A 20,592-nucleotide genomic window follows, 5' to 3' on the forward strand; every position below is an offset into this window, starting at 1 on the left:
CAACTGATAGGGGTGCGTTTCGTGCGGAGGTGGCCGAGGGCCGAATCCCCACCCTGTCTGGAATGGTTCTAGCAAAGTTTATGGATCAGGATAAGTTGTATTTTCTGATCTTTGTGATAATCATAACTTATGACGAACATCACCCTCAAGCAATTGCGCTATGTCGAGGCCCTTGCCCGCCACGGCCATTTCGGACAGGCCGCCGAGGCCTGCGCCGTCACCCAACCCGCCTTGTCGATGCAGATCAAGGAGTTGGAGGAAGGCTTGGGCGCGCGTCTGTTCGAGCGCGGCGCGCGGCAGGTGCGCCTGACCGGACTGGGCGAGGAATTCGCGGCCCGTGCCCGCGACATCCTGCGCGCCGTCGATGAACTGGCCGAGGTGGCGCGTGCGCGCCGTGACGGTCCGGGCGGGCGTCTGCGGCTCGGCGTGATCCCCACGATCGCGCCCTATCTTCTGCCGCGCCTGATCCGCGACCTTGCAACACGCTACCCCGGCGTCGATCTTCAGGTGCGCGAGACCCAGACCGACCGCCTGATCGCAGAGCTGATCGAGGGGCGGCTCGATACCGCGCTGGTGGCGCTGCCCGTGTCCGAGCCCTCGCTCGACGAGGTGGCGCTGTTTTCCGAAAGTTTCGTGCTGGTCCGCCCCGCGGCCCATGCCAGCCGCCCCGTCCCCTCGCCCGCTGCCCTGCCCGACATGCAGTTGCTGCTGCTGGAGGAAGGGCATTGCTTCCGCGATCAGGCGCTGGAGGTCTGCGGCTTGCGCGGCGGCGCGCGGCGGGCGGGGTTCGACGGCTCGTCGCTGTCGACGCTGGTCCAGATGGTCGGCGCGGGCATCGGCGTCACGTTGATCCCCGAGATGGCGGTGGCGGTCGAAACGCGCGGCGCGCCGGTGGCGATCCAGCGCTTTGCCGCCGACCGGCCCGCGCGGACGGTCGGCATGATCTGGCGCCGCACCAGCCCCTTGGCGACCGACCTGCGCGAGGTGGCCGAGGTGGTGCGTCAATCGGCCGAAGCGATGTATGACGCGGCCATGTCAGGCTGAGGTGCGGGAAAACCCGACGATCTCGGCCACCAGAACGTCCAACGTGTCGATGCCCCGGACATCCGGGGCAAGTGCCTCGGCGATCAGCGAGAACTCGGTGCAGGCGATCAGCTGCAGGCTCGCCCCCTTGGCCAGCAGCGCCGCGGAAGCCGCCCGCAACACGGCCCGCGACGCGGCGTCAGGCCCCCGCGCCTTGATCGACCGGATCGCCACCAGCAGGGCCGCGCCATCCTCGGGGTGGACCACCTGCAAGCCCTGTGCGGCCAGCGCCCGGTCGAACAGCCCGACCTTCGCCACGGCGGGCGAGGCCAGAAGACCGACACTCGCTCCCTCCCCCGCAACCTCGCGCGCCAGCCGCGCCGAGGCCGCGACCATGTCGAGAAACGGGATGGCGACCGCCGTCCTGACATCATCCGCATAGTGGTGCGCGGTGTTGCAGGGCATGGCCAGCGCCTGCGCCCCCGCCGCCTCCAGCCGCCGGGCCATGGCGACCAGCACCGGCGCGGGGTCCGGCCCCGTTCCCTCGATCAGGCGTGCGATGCGGGATGGCACCTGGCTGTTTTGATCCACGATCAGCGGGATGTGGTCGGCATCGTCCCGCGCGGGCACGGCGGCGATGACCTTCTGCATCAGCAGGACCGTGGCCTCCGGCCCCATGCCGCCAAGGATGCCGACCGTGCGCATCATCCGCGCGCCAGCGCGCCCTTGTAGGCGAAAAGGCCGACCGCACCGCCTGTGTGCAGGAACACAATCCGCTCGCCTGCCTTGAAGTGCCCCTTGCGGCACCAGTCGATCAGGCCCGCGGCACCTTTCCCGGAATAGACCGGGTCGAGCAAAATGCCTTCGAGTTCCGCAAAAAGGCGGATCGCCTCCAGCGTATCCTCGCGCGGCAAGCCGTAGCCCGCGCCGACGTAATTGGTGTCTGCCACAACGTCCTCGCGCTTGACCACGCCGGGGCAGCCCAGTTTCTCGGCGGTCTTGCAGGCCAGATCATAGACCATCTGTTCTTGCCGTTCCTTGGGCGCGCGGGTGCCGAAGCCCAGCACGGGGATGCCGGCGTTCAGCGCGCACATGCCCGCCACCAACCCCGCCTGCGTGCCCGACGACCCTGTCGCATGCACCAGCCGGTCGATCACCAGCCCGCGGTCATTGGCCTGCCCCAGCAGTTCCAGCGCGCAATTCACATAGCCCAGTGCCCCTGTAGGGTTCGAGCCACCGCCGGGGATGACATAGACCGCCCGCCCCTTGGCGCGCTCGGCTTCCGCCGCGCGTTCCATCGCGGCGGGCATGTCGGTGCCGCCCGGATGCACCTCGGTCGTGGCGCCATGCAGGTGGTCGAGCAGCACGTTGCCGTTCTGGGTATAATCGGGGTCCTGATAGCCGGTGCGATCTTCCAGAAGAATGTGGCAACCCATGCCGAGCTTGGCGGCAAAGGCGGCGGTCTGGCGCGCATGGTTCGATTGCGTCGCCCCTTGCGTCATCACCATGTCGGCACCCTGCGCGATGGCCTCGGCCATCAGGAATTCGAGCTTGCGGGTCTTGTTGCCGCCCGTCGACATGCCGGTGCAATCATCGCGCTTGATCCAGATCTCGGGTCCGCCCAGCGCCTCGGACAGGCGGTCCATCCGCTCCAGCGGCGTCGGCAGATGGGCAAGATGGACACGGGGAAAACGGGCGAGATGCATGGGCTTGGCTCCGGACGGTGGTTGTCGCGGGTAGTCATGCCTTTTTTGTCGGCAATTGACAATCAGCCTCGGCCCGGGGCAGACGCGCGACGAGACGGGTCTTGCCCTCGCTCTTGCGCAGCGCGGGACTATATGCACCGTGTCCGCGCGGGAGACGTGGATACGAAACCGGAGGGGACACCATGACCGATACTTTGGCCGCGCTGATCGGCGCACAGGACACATCCGCGCCCGCGATCGGCGCGCCGGGACGCGACTGGCTCAGCTATGGTGGTCTGGCAGACCAGGCCGCGCGCGTGGCCGCAGCACTGCACGGTGCCGGTGTCGGACGCGGGGACCGCGTCGCCATCGTGCTGCCCAACGGGCCGGAAATGGCCGTGGCCTTCGTCACCGTCGCGGGCGTGGCGACCACCTGCCCGCTCAACCCCGCCTACAAGGAAGACGAGTTTGTCTTCTACCTCGAGGATCTCAAGGCCAAGGCGATCATCCTGGCCGAAGGTGAGAGCGGCCCGGCCCATGCGGCGGCCACGCGGCTTGGCCTTGCCATCATCCGCCTGTCCGTCGAGGCGCAGACCCCGGCCGGCAGCTTTGCCCTGACCGCTGAAGGCAACGCCGGAACCGCCGATACCGCAGCGCCCGGCGCGGAGGATGTCGCGCTCATCTTGCACACCTCGGGCACCACCTCGCGGCCCAAGATCGTGCCGCTCTTGCAATCCAACGTCGCGGCCTCGGCCCGCCACATCGGTGCGTCGCTGGCGCTGACGCCCGCCGACCGCTGCCTGAACGTGATGCCCTTGTTCCACATCCACGGGCTGATCGCGGCCGTGTCGTCATCGCTGGCGGCGGGTGGATCGGTCTGGTGCGCGCCGGGTTTCGACGCGATGAAGTTCTTCGGCTGGATGGAAGAGGCGCGGCCGAGCTGGTACACTGCCGTGCCGACCATGCACCAGACGATCCTCGCCCGCGCCTCGCGCAACGCAGAAACGATCAAGAACGTGCCCTTGCGCTTCCTCCGCTCGTCGTCCGCCTCGCTGCCGGGGCCGGTGATGGAGCAACTGGCCGCCACCTTCGGCGCACCGGTCATCGAAGGCTATGGCATGACCGAGGCCGCGCATCAGATGGCCTCGAACCCGCTGCCGCCGCGCGCGCAAAAGCCCGGATCGGTTGGCGTGGAGGCAGGACCGCTGGTGCGCATCGCGCACGAGATCGAGAACCGGCTGGTCGAGGGCGTGGGCGAGATCGTCATCTCCGGCCCCAATGTCACACCCGGCTACGAGGGCAATCCCGAGGCCAACGCCAAGAATTTCTTCGAGGCGGATGGCCGCCGCTGGTTCCGCACGGGCGATCAGGGCCAGTTCGACGACGAGGGCTATCTGTCGCTGACGGGGCGGCTCAAGGAAATCATCAACCGGGGCGGCGAGAAGGTTTCGCCGCTGGAGGTGGATGGCGTCTTGTCGGCGCATCCGGCGGTGGCGCAGGTCGTGACCTTTGCCATCCCCCACCCCAAGCTGGGCGAAGAGGTCGGCGCAGCGGTGGTGCTCAAGGAAGGCGCAGAGGCGACCGAGGCACAGATCCGCGACTTCGCGGGCGAACGGCTCGCCGCCTTCAAGGTGCCGCGCAAGGTGGTGATACTGTCCGAGATCCCCAAGGGCGCGACCGGCAAGCTGCAGCGCATCGGGTTGGCCGAAAAGCTGGGGCTGGTCGAGCAAGCGTGACGCGTCGGAGGTGGGGGGCTCGGCCCCCCACACCCCCCGGCATATTTCCGGAAAGATGAATAAGGGGCCGTTCGCGGTCGGAGGGACAAGGTATGAAGATCTGCATTTTCGGCGCGGGCGCCATCGGTGGCTACATGGGCGCGAAACTGGCCGAGGCGGGGGCCGAAGTCAGTCTGGTGGCACGCGGCCCGCATCTGGCCGCGATGAAGGACAAGGGCCTGACCCTGATCGAGGAGGGCGAGACGCGGACCTTTGCCGTCAACGCCTCGGATGATCCGGCAGCGCTCGGGCCTCAGGATTACGTCATCGTCACTCTCAAGGCGCATTCCGTGCCCCCCGTAGTGGGCAAGATGGCACCCCTGATCGGGCCGGAGACCACCATTGTCTCGGGCGTGAACGGCGTGCCGTGGTGGTATTTCCACAAGGTCGGCGGACCCTTGGAGGGGACGCGGCTGGCCTCGGTCGATCCGGGCGACGCGCAATGGAACGGCTTTGGCCCCGACCGGGTTCTGGGCTGCGTGGTCTATCCGGCCGCCGAAGTGACCAGTCCGGGCGTGGTCAAGCATATCGAGGGCAACCGTTTCTCCTTGGGCGAGCCTGACGGGTCAAAATCCGACCGCGCGGTCCGGCTGTCCGAGGCACTTGGCAAGGCGGGGCTCAAGGCCCCCGTCCGCCCGCGCCTGCGCGACGAGATCTGGGTGAAGCTCTGGGGCAACCTGTCGTTCAATCCGATCTCGGCGCTGACCCATGCCACGCTCGACGTGCTCTGCACCGATCCGGGCACGCGGGCCGTCGCGCGCAACATGATGCTCGAGGCGCAGGAGATCGCCGAGGCGCTGGGCGTGAAATTCCCCATCGACGTTGACCGCCGCATCGATGGCGGGGCCGCCGTCGGGGCGCATCGCACCTCGATGCTGCAGGATCTGGATGCCGGGCGCCCGATGGAAATCGACGCGCTGTTGGGCTCGGTGCAGGAATTGGGCCGGGTGACGGGAACGGCGACGCCGACCATCGACACAGTGCTGGGGCTGGTGACGCTCAGGGCGCGGGTAGCGGGGCTTTACGGCGCCTGAGGGGGCTGATGTCGACAGCACTTGCCGGAAAGCCCATCGCAGCCTTCTGGCCCGAGGACTGGCCCGCCCTCGGGCTGGCCCAGTCGGAACCGGTTGATCCCTGCGCTGAACGGGGCCTCTATTTTTCGACCTATGTCGGGACGCACAGGGTGCTGCATCTGGACGGCGAGGGCCGATTCACGCTGTTCTTGTGGCGCACAGACCGCAACGGGCTGCCCGAGGCCAGGCGCCAGAGCAGGCACGAAGGGGCCGCGCGGATCGTTCGGTTCGGGGATGGCGACCGGCGGCTTGACCTTGACCTAGAAAACGCGCCACCGGCAGTGCGATGGGATGCGGCGCTCTATCTTGTCGGGACAGGGTGCGACAGCTTGCTGTTGCGCAAGCGCTCGATGCACGATCTGGCAGTGAGCATCGGCTGGAACAGCACTCTGGGCGAAAGCGAGCGCTATTTTTCACGCTACCGCGACCTGAAGGCCGTGCCGGACTACCGCCATGTCGGGCGGCAGGCCCCGCCATTGGCGGATTTGCCGAAATCGATCCGGGGTCTTGTTCTGCGGGACCCGATCGTTGGGCGCATCATGCAGGTGTTTGATCCACCCGGTGCCGATGACCCGGACACGACGGCACCGGTCATGGTCGTGATCGACAAGGGCCGCAAGGACGGGGTGCGACACAACATGCCGTTTGCGGCCCCCGCCGGTGCGGAGCGGCACCTGATCGGCTGGTGCTCGGCACCCGAGGCCCGATCCTGCGCGGTGCGCGTCAAGGTCAACCGCCGCGCTGATGGCACCCCGACGGGGCTGCCGCAGGTGGGCGACATCGTGACCAGCCGTGCGCCATCAGCACCACCGCTGGCGTGATGTCGCGCTACCGCAGCCAGACCCGCGCATAGGGCGGCAGCGGCACCTTGCCGTTGCCGTCGCCCACCGGCGCGCCGGAGAGCAGGTCGAACAGGCCAGCACCCTGCCCCTCCACCCAGTCGCGGGGCAGCACCTTCCAGTCCTCGGAAAAGTTGAAGATGCACAGCAGAGGCCCTGTCGGCGCGCGCCGCGCGAAGGCGAAGAGGCTGCGGTTGCCGGTGTCGAGGATCTCGGTCGCGTTTCGGGCGTGGATCTCGGGCGTGGCGGCGCGGCGCGCCGTGATGTGGCGCAGGCCCGCATGCAGGCGTCCGGGGACAGACGCAGGCTCGGACAGCGCCTGCGCCGCGCGGTCCCAATCCATCACAGGGCGATGCAGCCAGCGGCTGTCATGGGCGTGCGCAGGGTTGGTCGTGTAGCTGTAGTCGTTCAGCATCCCCAATTCGTCGCCCATGTAGATCAAGGGGATACCGCCAAAGCTTGCGATCAGCGCATGACCCATCAGCACCCGGTCGATGGCGCGGTCGAGCGCGACCGGATCGCCCGCCTCCAGCGCGCGTTCGACGCCGGCCAGCGAGGCGCAGGTGCCGCTGATGCGCTTGTCGCCGGTCTCGGGATCATGCTGGAACAACTCGCCCTTGGAAAAGCTGCCGGGAAAGACGCCCTCGTAGAAATCCGACAGGAAGGCGCGGTGGAGCGGCCCTGACAGGCCCACCGCGCTTGCATCTTCATCCGTCACCGCCCAGCCGATGTCATCGTGGCAGCGCAGGTAATTGGCATAGGTCGCGTTGTTGAGGACAGGCGGGAAATGGGTGCCCATCACATGGGTCATCATCCGCGTGTCGCGCGCAGCCAAGGCCGACCAGACCTGCACCATCAGGGAATTGTGGTAGGCGAGATTGCCCTCCTTGCCGTCATGCTCGCCGCGGCCCAGATAGGGCAGCATTTCGGCCGGGCCGACGATGGCTTCCTCCAGATGGATCAGCGCAGGCGCGACGATCCGGGTGACGGCGCGCAGCGCCTGCAAGATCATGTGGCATTCAGGCTCGGACTGGCAGCGCGTGCCCATGCGTTTCCATAGGAACGCCACCGCATCGAGGCGCAGCACCTCGACACCGCGATTGGCGAGGAACAGCATCACCTCGGCCATTTCGAGAAAGACCTGCGGATTGGCCCAGTTCAGATCCCACTGGTGTTCGTTGAACGAGGTCCAGACCCAACGGCCCATGTCGTCGTAATAGGTGAAATTGCCAGGCGAATGGGCTGGAAACACCTCGTGCGCGGTTTTCTCGAAGTCCTGAGGCAGCGTCACGTCGGAAAAGGTCAGGTAGTATTCGAGGTAGTCAAGATCGCCCTTGCGCGCCGCCTGCGCCCAGGCATGTTCCTTGGCGGTGTGGTTCAGGACCATGTCGATGCACACGCTCATGCCTCGGGCGCGGGCGGCGGCGACAGTCTCCTCGAAATCCGCCATGCTGCCAAGCGCGGGGTTGATCGCGCGGTAATCGGCCACCGAATAGCCGCCGTCATTGTCGCCGTCGCGCGGCTTGAGGCAGGGCATGAAGTGTATGTAGGTCACGCCCAGATCGGCAAGATAGTCGAGCTTTGCCCGCACCCCCGTCAGGTCGCCTGCGAAGCGATCGATGTAGAAGACATAGCCGACCATGCCGGGGCGCTGGAACCAGTCGGGTTCCAGATCGCGCCTTATGTCCAGCTTTTTCAGCGTTGTCGGTCGGTCCGCCCAGGCGCGGCGCATTGCGTCATCAAGACCGGCGCGGAACCGGGCGTATTCGGGATGCGCGCCATAAAGACGCGCCAGCATTGGCCAAAGGTCGTCGTGGCTGCGCTGGTGGCGCAGCTCGAACAGGTCGGCATCGCTGACGGAGGCGGAAACGGATTCGCGGGTCATTGTCATGGCGGCCAGCAAAATCGCGCCCGCACGCGCGATGCAAGGGCCTTGACGCAGGTCGCGCCGCGTCGGACACAGAGGGTGTAAAAAATCTCCAAAGCGCTTTCAAATTTTCCTTCACTGGCGTAGTTAGCGCTAACGCCAAGTGCCGTCGAGGCAGGACCATGACCTATCAGGACGCCCGCCCTGCGACGGGCCTGCAGGATGCGATCCTGCGCCATCTGACCTACACCATCGGCAAGGATACCGCACATGCGACCTTGCATGACTGGCGGATGGCGCTGTCTTATGCCGTTCGCGACAAGATCGTGGACAGCTGGTTTGTCTCGACCCGGACAGCCTATGAGGCCGGGGCCAAGCGCGTCTATTACCTGTCGATGGAATTCCTGATCGGGCGATTGCTGGGCGATGCGCTGGTCAATCTGCGGTTCGACGCCGAGGCGAAGGCGGCGGTCGAGGGCTTGGGCCTGTCTTTCGACGCGGTCTTGCATGATGAGCCCGACGCGGCGCTGGGCAACGGCGGGCTTGGGCGGCTTGCGGCCTGTTTCCTTGAATCGCTGTCCACGCTCGCCTGCCCCGCCATGGGCTACGGCATCCGCTATGAGCACGGGTTGTTCCGCCAGAGCTTCGAGGACGGGCGGCAGATCGAACAGCCCGAGACCTGGTTGCAACAACGCCATGCCTGGGAATTCGAGCGCCCAGAGGCGATGTATCGCGTGGGGTTCGGCGGCCATGTCGCCGACCAAGACGACCGCGCCGTCTGGACCCCCGCCGAGGCCGTGCTGGCCGAGGCCCATGACACGCCCGTCGTCGGCTGGCAGGCGCGCTGGACCAACACGTTGCGGCTTTGGGGGGCGCGGGCGGGCGACCCGCTCGACCTGAAACGCTTCAACCATGGCGACTATGTCGGTGCGGCCGCGGCCGAGATGCTGGCCCGCTCGATCAGCCGGGTGCTTTATCCCGACGACACCACGCCCGCGGGCAAGGAACTGCGGCTGAAGCAGGAATATTTCTTCACCGCCGCCAGCCTTCACGACATCTTGCGCCGCTTTGACAGTGAACATGGCGATATCCGCGCCCTGCCCGACAAGGTGGCGATCCAACTCAACGACACGCACCCCGCGATTGCCGGGCCGGAGCTGGTGCGGCTCTTGCATGACGAGCGCGGGTTGCCCTTCGACGAGGCGGTCGATCTGGCGCGGCGCACGCTGAACTACACCAACCACACGCTTCTGCCCGAGGCGCTGGAGAAATGGCCGGTCGACCTGATGCGGCACTTGCTGCCGCGCCACATGATGTTGATCGACCGGATCGACGCCGATCACGCCGCGCATTTCCCCGCCCGCCCCACGCCGATCGTGGCGGATGGCGAGGTGAACATGGGCACGCTGAGCTTCGTGATGGCCAACCGGGTCAACGGGGTTTCGGCGCTGCACACCGAATTGGTAAAGCAGACGGTCTTCGCCGACCTGCACGCGCTGCATCCCGAGAGGATCGTGAACCAGACCAATGGCGTGACGCCGCGGCGCTGGCTGCATGCGTGCAACCCACGGCTGTCGGGCATCATAACGGGCGCCATCGGCGAGGGCTGGGTGGGCGATCTGGAACAGCTGTCCGGGCTGGAGCCGCATCTGGATGATGCGGGTCTGCAAGACGCCATCGCCGGGGCCAAGCGCGCAAACAAGGTCGATCTGTCCAACTGGGTCTCGGCGACGCATGGCGTCAGCCTGGACCCGGACGCGATGTTCGATGTGCAGATCAAACGCATCCATGAATACAAGCGCCAGCACCTCAACATCCTCGAGGCCGTGGCTCTGTGGCAGGCGATCCGCGCCAATCCGAACGCGGGCTGGACGCCGCGGGTCAAGATCTTCGGCGGCAAGGCGGCGCCGGGCTATGTCTTTGCAAAGAAGATCATACACCTGATCAATGACGTAGCGCGTGTGCTGAACGCGGACCCGGTAACCAGCCCGTTCCTGAAGGTCGTGTTCTTGCCCAACTACAACGTCACGCTGGCCGAGCGGCTGATCCCCGCCTCCGACCTGTCCGAGCAGGTTTCAACGGCTGGCAAAGAGGCGTCGGGCACCGGCAACATGAAATTCGCGCTGAACGGCGCGCTCACGGTCGGCACGCTGGACGGGGCGAACGTGGAGATCCGCGACCATGTGGGGGCGGAGAACTTCTTTCTCTTCGGCATGACCGCGCCCGAGGTGGTGGCCCGCCGCGCCGTCCCCGATCACGCGGGCCAGGCCATCGCGGCTGATCCGAGGCTGGCGGCGGCGCTCGAGGCGATCCATCAGGGCGCGTTTTCCAGCGACGACCCGAACCGCTACCATGACATCACCGGCAACCTGCGGGGACCGGATTACTTCCTCGTCTGTTCCGACTTCACCGATTACTGGCGCGCCCAGCGCGCGGTCGATGCCGCCTACCGCGATGGCGCGCACTGGACGCGGATGGCGGCGCTGAACACGGCGCGGTCGGGGTGGTTTTCGTCGGATCGCACGATCCGGGGCTATATGGCGGATATCTGGGGGGCGACCTCGCTCCGGCCCGGCGCTTGACCTCTGATGGCCGTGCTGTAGCGTCATGGGCATGGCGACGGGACCCGACAGCGCGTTGACCGATCACCTCACCCCCGAGGTCGCGGAGGCGATCCGCAGCGGCACCCATGACAACCTCTTTGCGGTGCTGGGCCCGCACTTGCTGGGCGGCCTGCGCCGTGTGATCGCCTTCGACCCCGGCGCGGTGGCGATGGCGGCCCTGTGCGACGGCCAGACCATAGGCCTTGTTCCCGTGGCAGGCGGCGGTCTTTTCGCGGGTGCGATGCCGGGCGAGGCACCTTACACCCTGCAAGGGACCGGACCGGATGGCGCGGTCTGGCAGATGGAAGACCCCTACCGTTTCGCCCCAGTTCTGGGCGAGATCGACGAGTACCTGATCGGCGAGGGCACCCATCACGCGCTCTGGCGCGCGCTCGGCGCGCATGTCTGCGATCATCAGGCTGTTCGCGGCACCCATTTCGCGGTCTGGGCCCCGGATGCGCGGCGCGTGGCCGTCGTGGGGGACTTCAACGGCTGGGACGGGCGGCGCCATGTCATGCGCCGTCGAGGTGCCACCGGCGTGTGGGAGATCTTTTTGCCCGGCGTCGGCGAAGGTGTCGCCTACAAATACCAGATCACCGGTGCAGATGGCGCACCCCTGCCGCTCAAGGCCGACCCTCTCGGCTTCGGGTCGCAACACCCGCCCGAGAACGCCTCCGTCGTGCGCGACATCGGCGGTTACGGCTGGCGCGACGGCGGCTGGATGAAGACGCGGGCGGGCCGGAACGCGCGCGGCGCGCCGATCTCGATCTATGAGGTCCATCTGGGATCGTGGCGGCGCAAGGCAAAGGGACGGCGCATATCCTACAGGGAGGCCGCCAAAGAATTGGTGGGCTATGCCACCGAAATGGGCTTCACCCATCTGGAGCTTTTGCCGGTCAGCGAATACCCGTTCGACGGGTCATGGGGATATCAGCCCGTGGGGCTGTATGCGCCGACCGTCCGCCACGGGCCGCCCCATGAATTCCGCGATCTGGTCGATGCCGCGCATCTGGCGGGGCTGGGCGTGATCCTTGACTGGGTGCCGGGGCATTTCCCCTCCGACGCCCATGGGCTCGCGCAATTCGATGGCACAGCGCTCTACGAGCACGCCGACCCCAAGGAAGGGTTCCACAAGGACTGGAACACGCTGATCTACAATTACGGGCGGCGCGAGGTGAAGAATTTCCTGATCGCCAACGCGCTCTATTGGCTGGAGGAATACCACATCGACGGGCTGCGCGTGGATGCGGTCGCCTCCATGCTCTACCGCGACTATTCCCGCGAGCCGGGGCAATGGGTGCCCAACAAGGACGGCGGCAACCACAATTATGAGGCGATCGAGTTCCTGCGCGCGATGAACGTGGCGGCCTATGGCGCGCATCCCGGCATCCTGACGGTGGCCGAGGAAAGCACATCCTTCCCCAAGGTCTCGGCCCCAGTCCACGAGGGGGGCCTTGGCTTCGGGTTCAAGTGGAACATGGGCTGGATGAACGACACGCTGAGCTACATGGCCGAGGATCCGTTGAACCGGAAACACCACCATGACAAGGTGACCTTTGGACTGCATTACGCCTTTTCGGAAAACTACGTCCTGCCGATCAGCCATGACGAGGTCGTCCATGGCAAAGGATCGATGTACACCCGCATGCCGGGCGATCACGCGACCAAGCTGGCCAATCTGCGCGCCTATTACGGCTTCATGTGGGGGCATCCGGGAAAGAAGCTCTTGTTCATGGGGCAAGAATTCGGACAGGTCCTCGAATGGAACCATGACGCGGAGATCGGCTGGCATCACCTCGACGACCCCGGCCACAAGGGCTTGCAGCGTCTTGTCCGCGACCTCAACACGCTCTACCGCGGCACGCCCGCCTTGCACGTCAAGGATGCGGAGCCCGACGGCTTCGAGTGGCTCGAAGGCGGCGATGCCGACCAATCGGTCATCGCGTGGATCCGGCGTGGCGACGCCGCTGACAAGCCGGTGGTCATGCTGACGAACTTCACTCCCGTGGAACGTCCCGGCTACCGGATCGGCCTGCCCCATGTGGGGCCGTGGCGCGAGGCGCTGAACACCGAAGCGGGCCTTTATGGCGGGGCCAATCGCGGCAACATGGGCCGGATCGACGCGCGCGCGGGCGAAAGTCACGGCCAGCCCGCCAGCGCGCGGCTTTACCTGCCACCGCTCGCCACACTTTTCCTGATACCCGACGACTGACCCAGCGCCGCGGGGAGGCGGCGCACCAGACAGGGAGGACTAGACGACATGGCCGGACCATCCCAAAGACTTGTTTCCCGCTCGATGGCCTTCGTGCTGGCGGGCGGGCGCGGCAGCCGCCTGATGCAACTGACCGACAAGCGCGCGAAGCCGGCGGTCTATTTCGGCGGCAAGACGCGGATCATCGATTTCGCGCTGTCCAACGCACTCAATTCCGGCATCCGCAAGATGGCCATCGCCACGCAATACAAGGCGCACAGCCTGATCCGCCACTGCCAGCGCGGCTGGAACTTTTTCCGCGCCGAACGCAACGAATACCTCGACATCTTGCCCGCTTCCCAGCGCGTGGACGAGGTGCACTGGTATCAGGGTACGGCGGATGCGGTGTTTCAGAATATCGACATCATCGACAGCTATGTCGTGGATTATGTCGTCATCCTTGCGGGCGACCATATCTACAAGATGGATTACGAGGTGATGCTGCGCCAACACGTCGACACCGGGGCGGACGTGACCATCGGATGCCTGACCGTGCCGCGCGCCGAGGCATCCGCGTTTGGTGTCATGGCCATAGACGCGAACGACCGGATCACCAGTTTTCTCGAAAAGCCCAAGGACCCGCCCGGAACGCCGGACAATCCCGACATCACGCTGGCCTCGATGGGTATCTACGTCTTTTCATGGCCCTTCTTGCGCGACCTACTGAGCCGCGACGCGGGAGACCCCAATTCAAGCCGCGATTTCGGCGGCGACCTGATCCCGCAAATCGTGGCGGGCGGCAAGGCGATGGCGCACCGGTTCGAGTCGTCTTGTGTCCGCACCACCCCCGAGGCGCCCGCCTATTGGCGGGACGTGGGCACGGTCGATGCCTATTGGAAGGCCAATATCGACCTGACCAGTTTCGTGCCCGAACTGGACCTGTGGGACACCAACTGGCCGATCTGGACCTATTCGGAATCCGTGCCGCCCGCGAAATTCATCCATGACGAGGCCGACCGGCGCGGCAGTGCGATCTCTTCGATGGTGTCGGGCGGGTGCATCATCTCGGGCACGGAAGTGCGGGAATCGCTCTTGTTCACAAGGGTCTACACCAATTCCTATTCGCAGCTTCTGCGTGCCGTGGTGCTGCCCGATGTGGTGGTCGAACGCCACGCGCGGCTCAAGAACGTGGTGATCGACCGCGGCGTGGTCATCCCGCGCGGCCTCGTGGTGGGCGAGGACCCCGAGGAGGACGCGCGCTGGTTCCACGTCAGCCCCGGCGGCGTGACGCTGATCACGCAAGACATGGTCGACAGGCGGGCCGCCGCGCAATGATCAAGGTTCTTTCCGTCACCTCCGAGGCCGCGCCGCTGGTGAAAACCGGGGGGCTGGCGGATGTGGCCGGGGCTCTGCCCGGCGCTCTGGAGCCCTTGGGCGTTCAGATGCGGACGCTGCTTCCGGGATATCCGGCAGTAATGGCTGCCATCGGCACCGGAGAGACCGGCGGCAAGGTGGTGCTCGAGGATGCCGACCTGTTCGGCGGCCCGGCGCGCGTGATCGCAGCCAAGACGGCGGGGCTCGATCTCATGGTACTGGACGCCCCTCACCTGTTTCAGCGCGACGGCGGCCCCTACACCGATGCGGGCGGACGGGATTGGCCCGACAACCCCGAACGTTTCGCGGCGCTGTCGTGGAGTGCCGCCGAAATCGCGGCTGGCGCGCTGGCGGGCTGGCGACCCGACATCTTGCACGGGCATGACTGGCAGGCGGGCCTTGCGCCATGGTATCTGCGGCGACGCCATCCTCAGGCTGGCGTCGGATCGGTGATCACGATCCACAACATTGCCTTTCAAGGCAAGGCGGCACCGGGCAAGCTGGCCGGTATGCGCCTCTCGCTCAACGACATGACGCAAGACGGAGTGGAATTCTGGGGCGACATCAGCACGCTGAAGGCCGGGCTGGTTGCCGCCGACCGCATCACCACCGTCAGCCCGACCTATGCGGACGAGTTGCTGACGCCCGAGTTCGGGATGGGGATGGACGGGCTGTTGCGGGCGCGCGCGGGTGTGCTGTCGGGCATCCTGAACGGGGTCGATCTGGCCGCTTGGGCGCCCACCTACAAGACGACCGCCGGCAAGAAGCGCCACAAGGAGGCGCTGCGGTCCGCGATGGGTCTGCCCGAGGCGGCTGGTCCGCTTTGCGTCGTCGTCTCGCGGCTGACGTATCAAAAGGGGCTCGACCTGTTGCTGGCGGCCCTGCCCCGGCTGCTTGAACGGGGCGGGCAACTGGCGCTGCTGGGATCGGGCGAGGCGGGGCTGGAACAGGCCTATCTGGCGGCCGCCGATCACCCCCATGTCGCCGTGCGGCTTGGCTATGACGAGGCGCTGGCGCGGCTCTTGATCGAAGGCGGCGATGCGATCCTCGTGCCCTCGCGGTTCGAGCCGTGCGGGCTGACGCAGATGTATGGCCTGCGCTTCGGCACCCTGCCGCTTGTGGCCTATACCGGCGGGCTGGTCGATACCGTCATCGACGCGACACCCGCGGGCCTGCGCGCGGGTGTGGCCACCGGCCTCCAGTTCCACCCGGCCAGCGCCGATGCCCTGTCGCGCGCGCTCGACCGGCTGTGCGATCTTTACGCGACCCCGGAACTGTGGCTTGGGATGCAGCGAAACGCGATGCGCCACCCCGTCGGCTGGGACCAGTCGGCGGCGGAGTATCTGGCGCTCTATCAGGGCCTGATCCGTCAGGAGTGAGCATGCCATACCCGATCACAGCTGGCCGCCCTGCGCCGCTGGGCGCGACATTCGATGGCGCAGGCGTGAATTTCGCCGTCTTTTCCGCCCATGCCACGCGTATGGTGCTGTGCCTGTTCACGGATGACGGGCGTGAGATCGGCCGCATCGACCTGCCTGAGCGCGACGGCGATGTCTGGCACGGCCATATTGCGGGCCTGCGCCCCGGCCACTGCTACGGCTACCGCGCCCATGGCCCCTATGCACCGCAGGACGGGCACCGATTCAACGCCAACAAGCTGCTGGTCGATCCATATGCGCGGGCCCTGACCGGCCATCCGGTATGGCATGACGCGCTGTATGGCTACGATCCCGTCAAGGGGCCTGACAGCTTTTCCACGCTCGACAGCGCGCCCTACATGCCGCGCTCGGTCGTGGTGGACCCGGCCTTCAGCTGGGGCGACGACCGCCCGCCCGAGGTGCCAATCGAGGACAGCGTGATCTACGAGGCCCATGTCAAAGGCCTGACCCGCCTGCATCCGGGTGCCGCGCCCAAGGGCAAATTTCTCGGCCTCGCGTCCGAGCCAATGCTGGATCATCTGACCAAGCTTGGCGTGACGGCGGTGGAATTGCTGCCCATCCATGCCTTCGTCGATGACAAGTTCCTGCATGACAAGGGACTGACGAACTACTGGGGCTACCAGAGCCTTGGCTTCTTCGCGCCCGATCCGCGCTACCTGACAGGCGGTGACATCGCCGAATTCCAGCAGATGGTGGCCCGCCTGCATGGCGCAGGGATCGAAGTGATCCTCGACGTGGTCTACAACCACACCTGCGAGGGCGACGAGAACGGCCCAACGCTGTCTTTGCGGGGCATCGACAATGCCAGCTACTACCGGCTGGCCCCCGACAAACGGCACTACATCAACGACACCGGCACCGGGAACACGGTGAACGTGGATCATCCGATGGTTCTGCGGATGATCATGGACAGCCTGCGCTACTGGGTCGAAGTCGGCCATGTCGACGGCTTCCGTTTCGACCTCTGCGCCACTTTGGGGCGCACGCCCACGGGCTTCGATCCGGGCGCCAGCTTTTTCGACGCGATCCGGCAGGACCCGGTGCTGACCCGCGTGAAACTGATTGCCGAGCCATGGGACATCGGGCCGGGCGGCTACCAGCTGGGGGCCTTTCCGCCGCCCTTCCTTGAATGGAACGACCGCTTCCGCGACACGGTGCGCCAGTTCTGGCGTGGCGATCCGGGGCTGACACCAAGGCTTGCCGACCGCATCACCGGATCGGCGCGGCAGTTCGACCATTCCGGGCGGCCCGCGACATCTTCGGTCAACCTGCTGACGGCGCATGACGGGTTCACGCTGACAGATGTGGTCAGCTACACCGAGCGCCACAACGAGGCGAATGGCGAGGCAGGGCGCGACGGGCATGCCGCCAACTGGTCGGACAACATGGGGGTGGAGGGGCCGACGGCGGATGCCGCCATCATCGCCGCGCGCGACCGGCGCAAGCGCGCGATGCTCGCCACGCTGATGCTGTCGCAAGGCACACCCATGCTGCTGGCGGGCGACGAGATCGGCAATTCCCAGTCGGGCAACAACAACGCCTATGCGCAGGACAACGAAATCGGCTGGATCGACTGGACCGCGCCCGACGCGGATTTTCTGGCCTTTGCCGCGGCGCTGATCGCCTTCCGCCGTGCCCATCCGATCCTTCGGCAAAAGCGCTTCTTGCATGCAAGCGAACGGACGGTGGACGGTCTGCCCGACCTGTTTTGGTGGCACGAGGACGGGCGCGAGATGACCGATGACGATTGGGCCGATCAAGACCGCCGCATCCTGTGCGTGGAAAAGCGCATGGCGGCAGGCACCCCGCGCTATGCCACCGAGGCGGGGGGCATGTTTCTGATCTTCAACGCAGGCCGGGACACGCAGGTCGCTCTGCCGCCCGCGCCCGGTGGCAAGCGCTGGATCTTGCGCATCGACACCACAGCCACGCCAGCGGCGACCGCGACGCCGCTGGAGGGGCGCATTGCCTGCCCCGCCGAGGCCGTTCTGGCCCTCGTTCTGGAGCCTGCCCCATGACCGATCCCATCGCCGATCTGGCCACGGCGCTTGGCATCTTGCCGCGCTACACCGACCAGATGGGCGGCATCCGCGAGACCGGGCGCGAGACTGCGCGGGCGCTTATGGCCGCGATGGGGGTGATGGTCTCGACCGAGACCGAGGCCGGGGCGCATCTGGCCGCCCGTCGGGCCGAAGAGGCAGCGCGCGCCCTGCCCCGCTACGTGATCTTGACACCCGATGCGCCAGCACGGCTTTCCGCAGACCCCGGGGCATGGGTCATCGACCATGAGGACGGACAGCAGACTGAAGGGCGCGGGCCCGATCTGCCGCCCCTGCCGCTTGGCTTGCATGTGTTGCACGCGGGCGATTGCGAGACCACTTTGCTTGCCGCGCCCGCGCATCTGCCGCTGCCGCCGCGCGGTTGGGGCGTGACCGCGCCGCTCTGGGGCCTGCGCCCACCCGAACGGGCTGGATTCGCCGACTTCGAGGACTTGAAACGCAGCGGCCTGTCGTTGGCGCGCGCGGGTGCGGGGTTTTTCGGCATCAACCCGATCCATGCCTGTTTCCCGACCGAACCCGGATGGGCCAGCCCCTATTCACCGTCACACCGGCGGCGGCTGAACGCGCTGTACATCGCCAATGGCGCGGGCGTGGCGACCGGCCCGCTGGTTGACTACGCGTCCGAGATCCCCGCCAAGCGCGCAGCGTTGCGGGCCGCCTTCGAAACCTTCACCGGCCACAGCGATTTTGACGCCTTCCGCGCAGCCGAGGGCGCGCCGCTGACCCAATTCGCCGCCCATCAGGCGCTCTCCGAGGTTCATGGCGCGCTCTGGACCGATTGGCCCGCCACCCTGCACGATCCGGCCAGCGCCGTGCGGAGCGTCCCCCCGGACCGGGTCCGCCACCACCAGTGGCTGCAATGGATGGCGCATCGCCAATTGACCGAGACACAAGCCGCGTTGACCGGTGCGGGTATGCGCCACGGTCTCTACCTCGACCTTGCCGTGGGCACCCATCCCGCCGGGGCCGAGACATGGGCCGACCGCACCTCCTTTGCGCGAGGCGTCTCGCTGGGTGCGCCGCCCGATCCTTTCGCGCCCGACGGCCAACGCTGGAGCCTTGCGCCATTTGATCCGCAGGCGATCATGCGCGGCCATTTCGCCCCGCTGGCCGACACGCTGCGCCAGCAGTTGCGCTATGCGAAACTGCTCAGGATCGATCATATTCTTGGCTTTGACCGGGCCTTCTGGGTGCCCGATCAGGTCGGCCTGCCGGGCGCCTATGTGGCGATGCCGCGCGACGCAATGCTGGCCGTGGTCCGGATCGAGGCCGCGCGCGCCGGTGCCACCGTGATCGGCGAGGATCTGGGCAATATCCCCGACGGGCTTCAGGGCGCGCTGGCCGAAACGGGCATTCTGGGCTGTCGCCTGTTGCAGTTCGAGCGGGACACACCGCCCGAGACCTACCCTGCGCCCACGCTTGCGGCCTTTGGAACCCATGACTTGCCGACACTCGCCGGTTGGGCTGATGGTGGCGACATCCGCGCGCGCAACGCCATCGGCCGGATCGGGGATGACACGCTGCACCATGGCCTTGCCGGACGGGCGGATGACGCGCGCGCCTTTGCCGCGATGGCGGGGGGGAACGATGCAGGCGCGATGCACGCCGCTTTGGCCCGCGCGGGATCGGCGCTCGTCGCGGTGCAGATCGAGGATGTACTGGAGATGGCAGAGCAGACCAATCTGCCCGGCACCGTGGATGAATATCCCAACTGGCGGCGCAAGCTGCCAGTGGCGGGCGAAGCCCTTGGCGGTGACGCGCGCCTGACCAATGTGGCCGACGCGATGCGCGCAGCGGGCCGTTAGCCGGGCGACATGCCCCGCAACCGCTCGGACCGTCGGCGCAGAACTTCGACCACGGTAAGCAAGGCGATGGAGACCACGACAAGAATTGTGGCGACCGCCAGAATGGTCGGGCTGATCTGTTCGCGCAGGCCCGTGAACATCTGCCAGGGCAAGGTCTGCTGACCAGCCGATCCGACGAAGATCACCACCACCACTTCGTCGAAGGAGGTGATGAAGGCGAAGAGCCCGCCCGAGATCACACCGGGCAGGATCAGCGGCATCTGCACCCGGAAAAAGGTGGTAACGGGGTTCGCGCCAAGGCTGGCGGCGGCCCGGGTCAGCGATTTGTCGAAGCCCACCATCGTCGCCGTGACCGTGATGATGACAAAGGGGATGCCCAGCGCCGCATGGGCCAGCACCACGCCCCAATAGGTGCCCTGCAAGCCGACGCGCGAATAGAAGAAATACATCCCTGCCGCCGAGATGATCAACGGCACGATCATCGGCGAGATCATGACGGCCATGATCGCGCCCTTGAAGGGCACATGGCTTTGCGACAGCCCGATTGCCGCCAGCGTGCCAAGGCTGACCGACAAAAGCGTCGCCACCGGCGCGATCTTGAGCGAATTGCTCAGGGCCTGCTGCCAATCCGGGTTGGTGAAGAAATCGCGGTAATGGCGCAGGCTGTAGGCGTCCGGATCAAAGGCCAGCATGCCGGGTGTGAAGGTGAAAAAGTTCTGGGCGTTGAAGCTGAGCGGGATCACGACAAGGATCGGCGCCATCAGGAAAAAGAAGATCAGCCCGCAGATCACGCGGAACGCGTAGAACCAGACACGCTGGCCGGTGGTCGCATAGGGCGGAAGTCTGTGATCCATGTCT

At 66.5% G+C, this 20,592-nt stretch carries 13 protein-coding genes and 1 pseudogene; 10 read left to right on the plus strand and 4 right to left on the minus strand.

All coding sequences use genetic code 11. The annotated features are described in order from the left end of the window. Window positions 1-129 precede the first annotated feature (129 nt). Complete coding sequence (locus tag C7455_RS10375) at window positions 130-1,044, plus strand: hydrogen peroxide-inducible genes activator (protein WP_109667930.1); 915 nt, start codon at window positions 130-132, stop codon at window positions 1,042-1,044. On the opposite strand, the gene cuyB is transcribed toward C7455_RS10375, so the two are convergent. Both cuyB and cuyA read right to left on the minus strand, forming a co-directional pair. After that, a complete protein-coding gene (gene cuyB / locus C7455_RS10380) occupies window positions 1,036-1,731 on the minus strand; it encodes a cysteate racemase (RefSeq protein WP_109667932.1) in 696 nt (231 codons plus the stop codon). The two genes, C7455_RS10375 and cuyB, sit on opposite strands and share 9 nt — an antisense overlap. Continuing rightward, window positions 1,728-2,729 carry a D-cysteate sulfo-lyase gene (gene cuyA, locus C7455_RS10385; protein WP_109667933.1) on the minus strand — a complete coding sequence of 334 codons (1,002 nt, stop codon included), beginning with the start codon at window positions 2,727-2,729 and terminating at the stop codon, window positions 1,728-1,730. Before cuyA ends, cuyB begins: the two co-directional genes overlap by 4 nt. Before the next feature lie 182 nt (window positions 2,730-2,911). Here cuyA and C7455_RS10390 point away from each other — a divergent pair, with 182 nt between their 5' ends. The 3 genes from C7455_RS10390 to C7455_RS10400 all read left to right on the plus strand — a co-directional run bounded on the left by C7455_RS10390 (window position 2,912) and on the right by C7455_RS10400 (window position 6,377). Beyond that, window positions 2,912-4,444 (plus strand): acyl--CoA ligase, encoded by a 1,533-nt coding sequence (locus C7455_RS10390; RefSeq protein ID WP_109667935.1) that lies wholly within the window; start codon window positions 2,912-2,914, stop codon window positions 4,442-4,444. A gap of 92 nt (window positions 4,445-4,536) precedes the next feature. Continuing rightward, the gene (locus C7455_RS10395) at window positions 4,537-5,517 is read left to right on the plus strand and encodes a 2-dehydropantoate 2-reductase (RefSeq protein WP_109667937.1); all 981 of its coding nucleotides are present in this window, start codon (window positions 4,537-4,539) and stop codon (window positions 5,515-5,517) included. An 8-nt stretch (window positions 5,518-5,525) separates the two neighbouring features. Beyond that, window positions 5,526-6,377, plus strand: a complete 852-nt coding sequence (locus tag C7455_RS10400) for a hypothetical protein (protein WP_109667939.1) — start codon at window positions 5,526-5,528, stop codon at window positions 6,375-6,377. Window positions 6,378-6,384: 7 nt separating this feature from the next. Here the strand turns inward: C7455_RS10400 and C7455_RS10405 are convergent, their stop codons facing one another. Next, window positions 6,385-8,286 carry an amylosucrase gene (locus tag C7455_RS10405; protein WP_245904290.1) on the minus strand — a complete coding sequence of 634 codons (1,902 nt, stop codon included), beginning with the start codon at window positions 8,284-8,286 and terminating at the stop codon, window positions 6,385-6,387. 158 nt (window positions 8,287-8,444) lie between these two features. Here C7455_RS10405 and C7455_RS10410 point away from each other — a divergent pair, with 158 nt between their 5' ends. The 6 genes from C7455_RS10410 to malQ are packed head-to-tail and all read left to right on the plus strand — an operon-like array spanning window position 8,445 to window position 19,734. After that, entirely contained in the window at window positions 8,445-10,844 is a 2,400-nt protein-coding gene (locus C7455_RS10410) for a glycogen/starch/alpha-glucan phosphorylase (RefSeq protein ID WP_109667943.1), read from the plus strand. 31 nt (window positions 10,845-10,875) lie between these two features. Further along, a complete protein-coding gene (glgB, locus tag C7455_RS10415) occupies window positions 10,876-13,077 on the plus strand; it encodes a 1,4-alpha-glucan branching protein GlgB (RefSeq protein WP_109668190.1) in 2,202 nt (733 codons plus the stop codon). 48 nt (window positions 13,078-13,125) lie between these two features. Next, window positions 13,126-14,391, plus strand: coding sequence for a glucose-1-phosphate adenylyltransferase (gene glgC, locus C7455_RS10420; RefSeq protein WP_109667945.1), 1,266 nt, complete (start codon window positions 13,126-13,128; stop codon window positions 14,389-14,391). Continuing rightward, on the plus strand, window positions 14,388-15,809 hold the full coding sequence (gene glgA / locus C7455_RS10425) for a glycogen synthase GlgA (RefSeq protein WP_109667947.1): 1,422 nt from the start codon (window positions 14,388-14,390) through the stop codon (window positions 15,807-15,809). The genes glgC and glgA overlap by 4 nt, the downstream gene beginning before the upstream one ends. A 2-nt stretch (window positions 15,810-15,811) precedes the next feature. Next, window positions 15,812-17,887 (plus strand): glycogen debranching protein GlgX, encoded by a 2,076-nt coding sequence (gene glgX / locus C7455_RS10430; protein WP_109667949.1) that lies wholly within the window; start codon window positions 15,812-15,814, stop codon window positions 17,885-17,887. Then, window positions 17,884-19,734, plus strand: coding sequence for a 4-alpha-glucanotransferase (malQ, locus tag C7455_RS10435; protein ID WP_109667951.1), 1,851 nt, complete (start codon window positions 17,884-17,886; stop codon window positions 19,732-19,734). Before glgX ends, malQ begins: the two co-directional genes overlap by 4 nt. Here the strand turns inward: malQ and C7455_RS10440 are convergent. Further along, window positions 19,731-20,576: pseudogene (locus tag C7455_RS10440) on the minus strand (ABC transporter permease); the annotation flags it as partial. The gene malQ and the pseudogene C7455_RS10440 overlap by 4 nt on opposite strands. Window positions 20,577-20,592: the final 16 nt, after the last annotated feature.

Origin of the sequence: Roseicyclus mahoneyensis (assembly GCF_003148775.1) — a bacterium.
Taxonomy (GTDB): Bacteria; Pseudomonadota; Alphaproteobacteria; order Rhodobacterales; family Rhodobacteraceae; genus Roseicyclus; species Roseicyclus mahoneyensis.

Bases quoted from the DNA above. Each gene is read 5' to 3' on its own strand.
- C7455_RS10375 (WP_109667930.1), top strand. From the start codon at position 130: ATGACGAACATCACCCTCAAGCAATTGCGCTATGTCGAGGCCCTTGCC.
- cuyB (WP_109667932.1), bottom strand. From the start codon at position 1,731: ATGATGCGCACGGTCGGCATCCTTGGCGGCATGGGGCCGGAGGCCACG.
- cuyA (WP_109667933.1), bottom strand. From the start codon at position 2,729: ATGCATCTCGCCCGTTTTCCCCGTGTCCATCTTGCCCATCTGCCGACG.
- C7455_RS10390 (WP_109667935.1), top strand. From the start codon at position 2,912: ATGACCGATACTTTGGCCGCGCTGATCGGCGCACAGGACACATCCGCG.
- C7455_RS10395 (WP_109667937.1), top strand. From the start codon at position 4,537: ATGAAGATCTGCATTTTCGGCGCGGGCGCCATCGGTGGCTACATGGGC.
- C7455_RS10400 (WP_109667939.1), top strand. From the start codon at position 5,526: ATGTCGACAGCACTTGCCGGAAAGCCCATCGCAGCCTTCTGGCCCGAG.
- C7455_RS10405 (WP_245904290.1), bottom strand. From the start codon at position 8,286: ATGACAATGACCCGCGAATCCGTTTCCGCCTCCGTCAGCGATGCCGAC.
- C7455_RS10410 (WP_109667943.1), top strand. From the start codon at position 8,445: ATGACCTATCAGGACGCCCGCCCTGCGACGGGCCTGCAGGATGCGATC.
- glgB (WP_109668190.1), top strand. From the start codon at position 10,876: ATGGCGACGGGACCCGACAGCGCGTTGACCGATCACCTCACCCCCGAG.
- glgC (WP_109667945.1), top strand. From the start codon at position 13,126: ATGGCCGGACCATCCCAAAGACTTGTTTCCCGCTCGATGGCCTTCGTG.
- glgA (WP_109667947.1), top strand. From the start codon at position 14,388: ATGATCAAGGTTCTTTCCGTCACCTCCGAGGCCGCGCCGCTGGTGAAA.
- glgX (WP_109667949.1), top strand. From the start codon at position 15,812: ATGCCATACCCGATCACAGCTGGCCGCCCTGCGCCGCTGGGCGCGACA.
- malQ (WP_109667951.1), top strand. From the start codon at position 17,884: ATGACCGATCCCATCGCCGATCTGGCCACGGCGCTTGGCATCTTGCCG.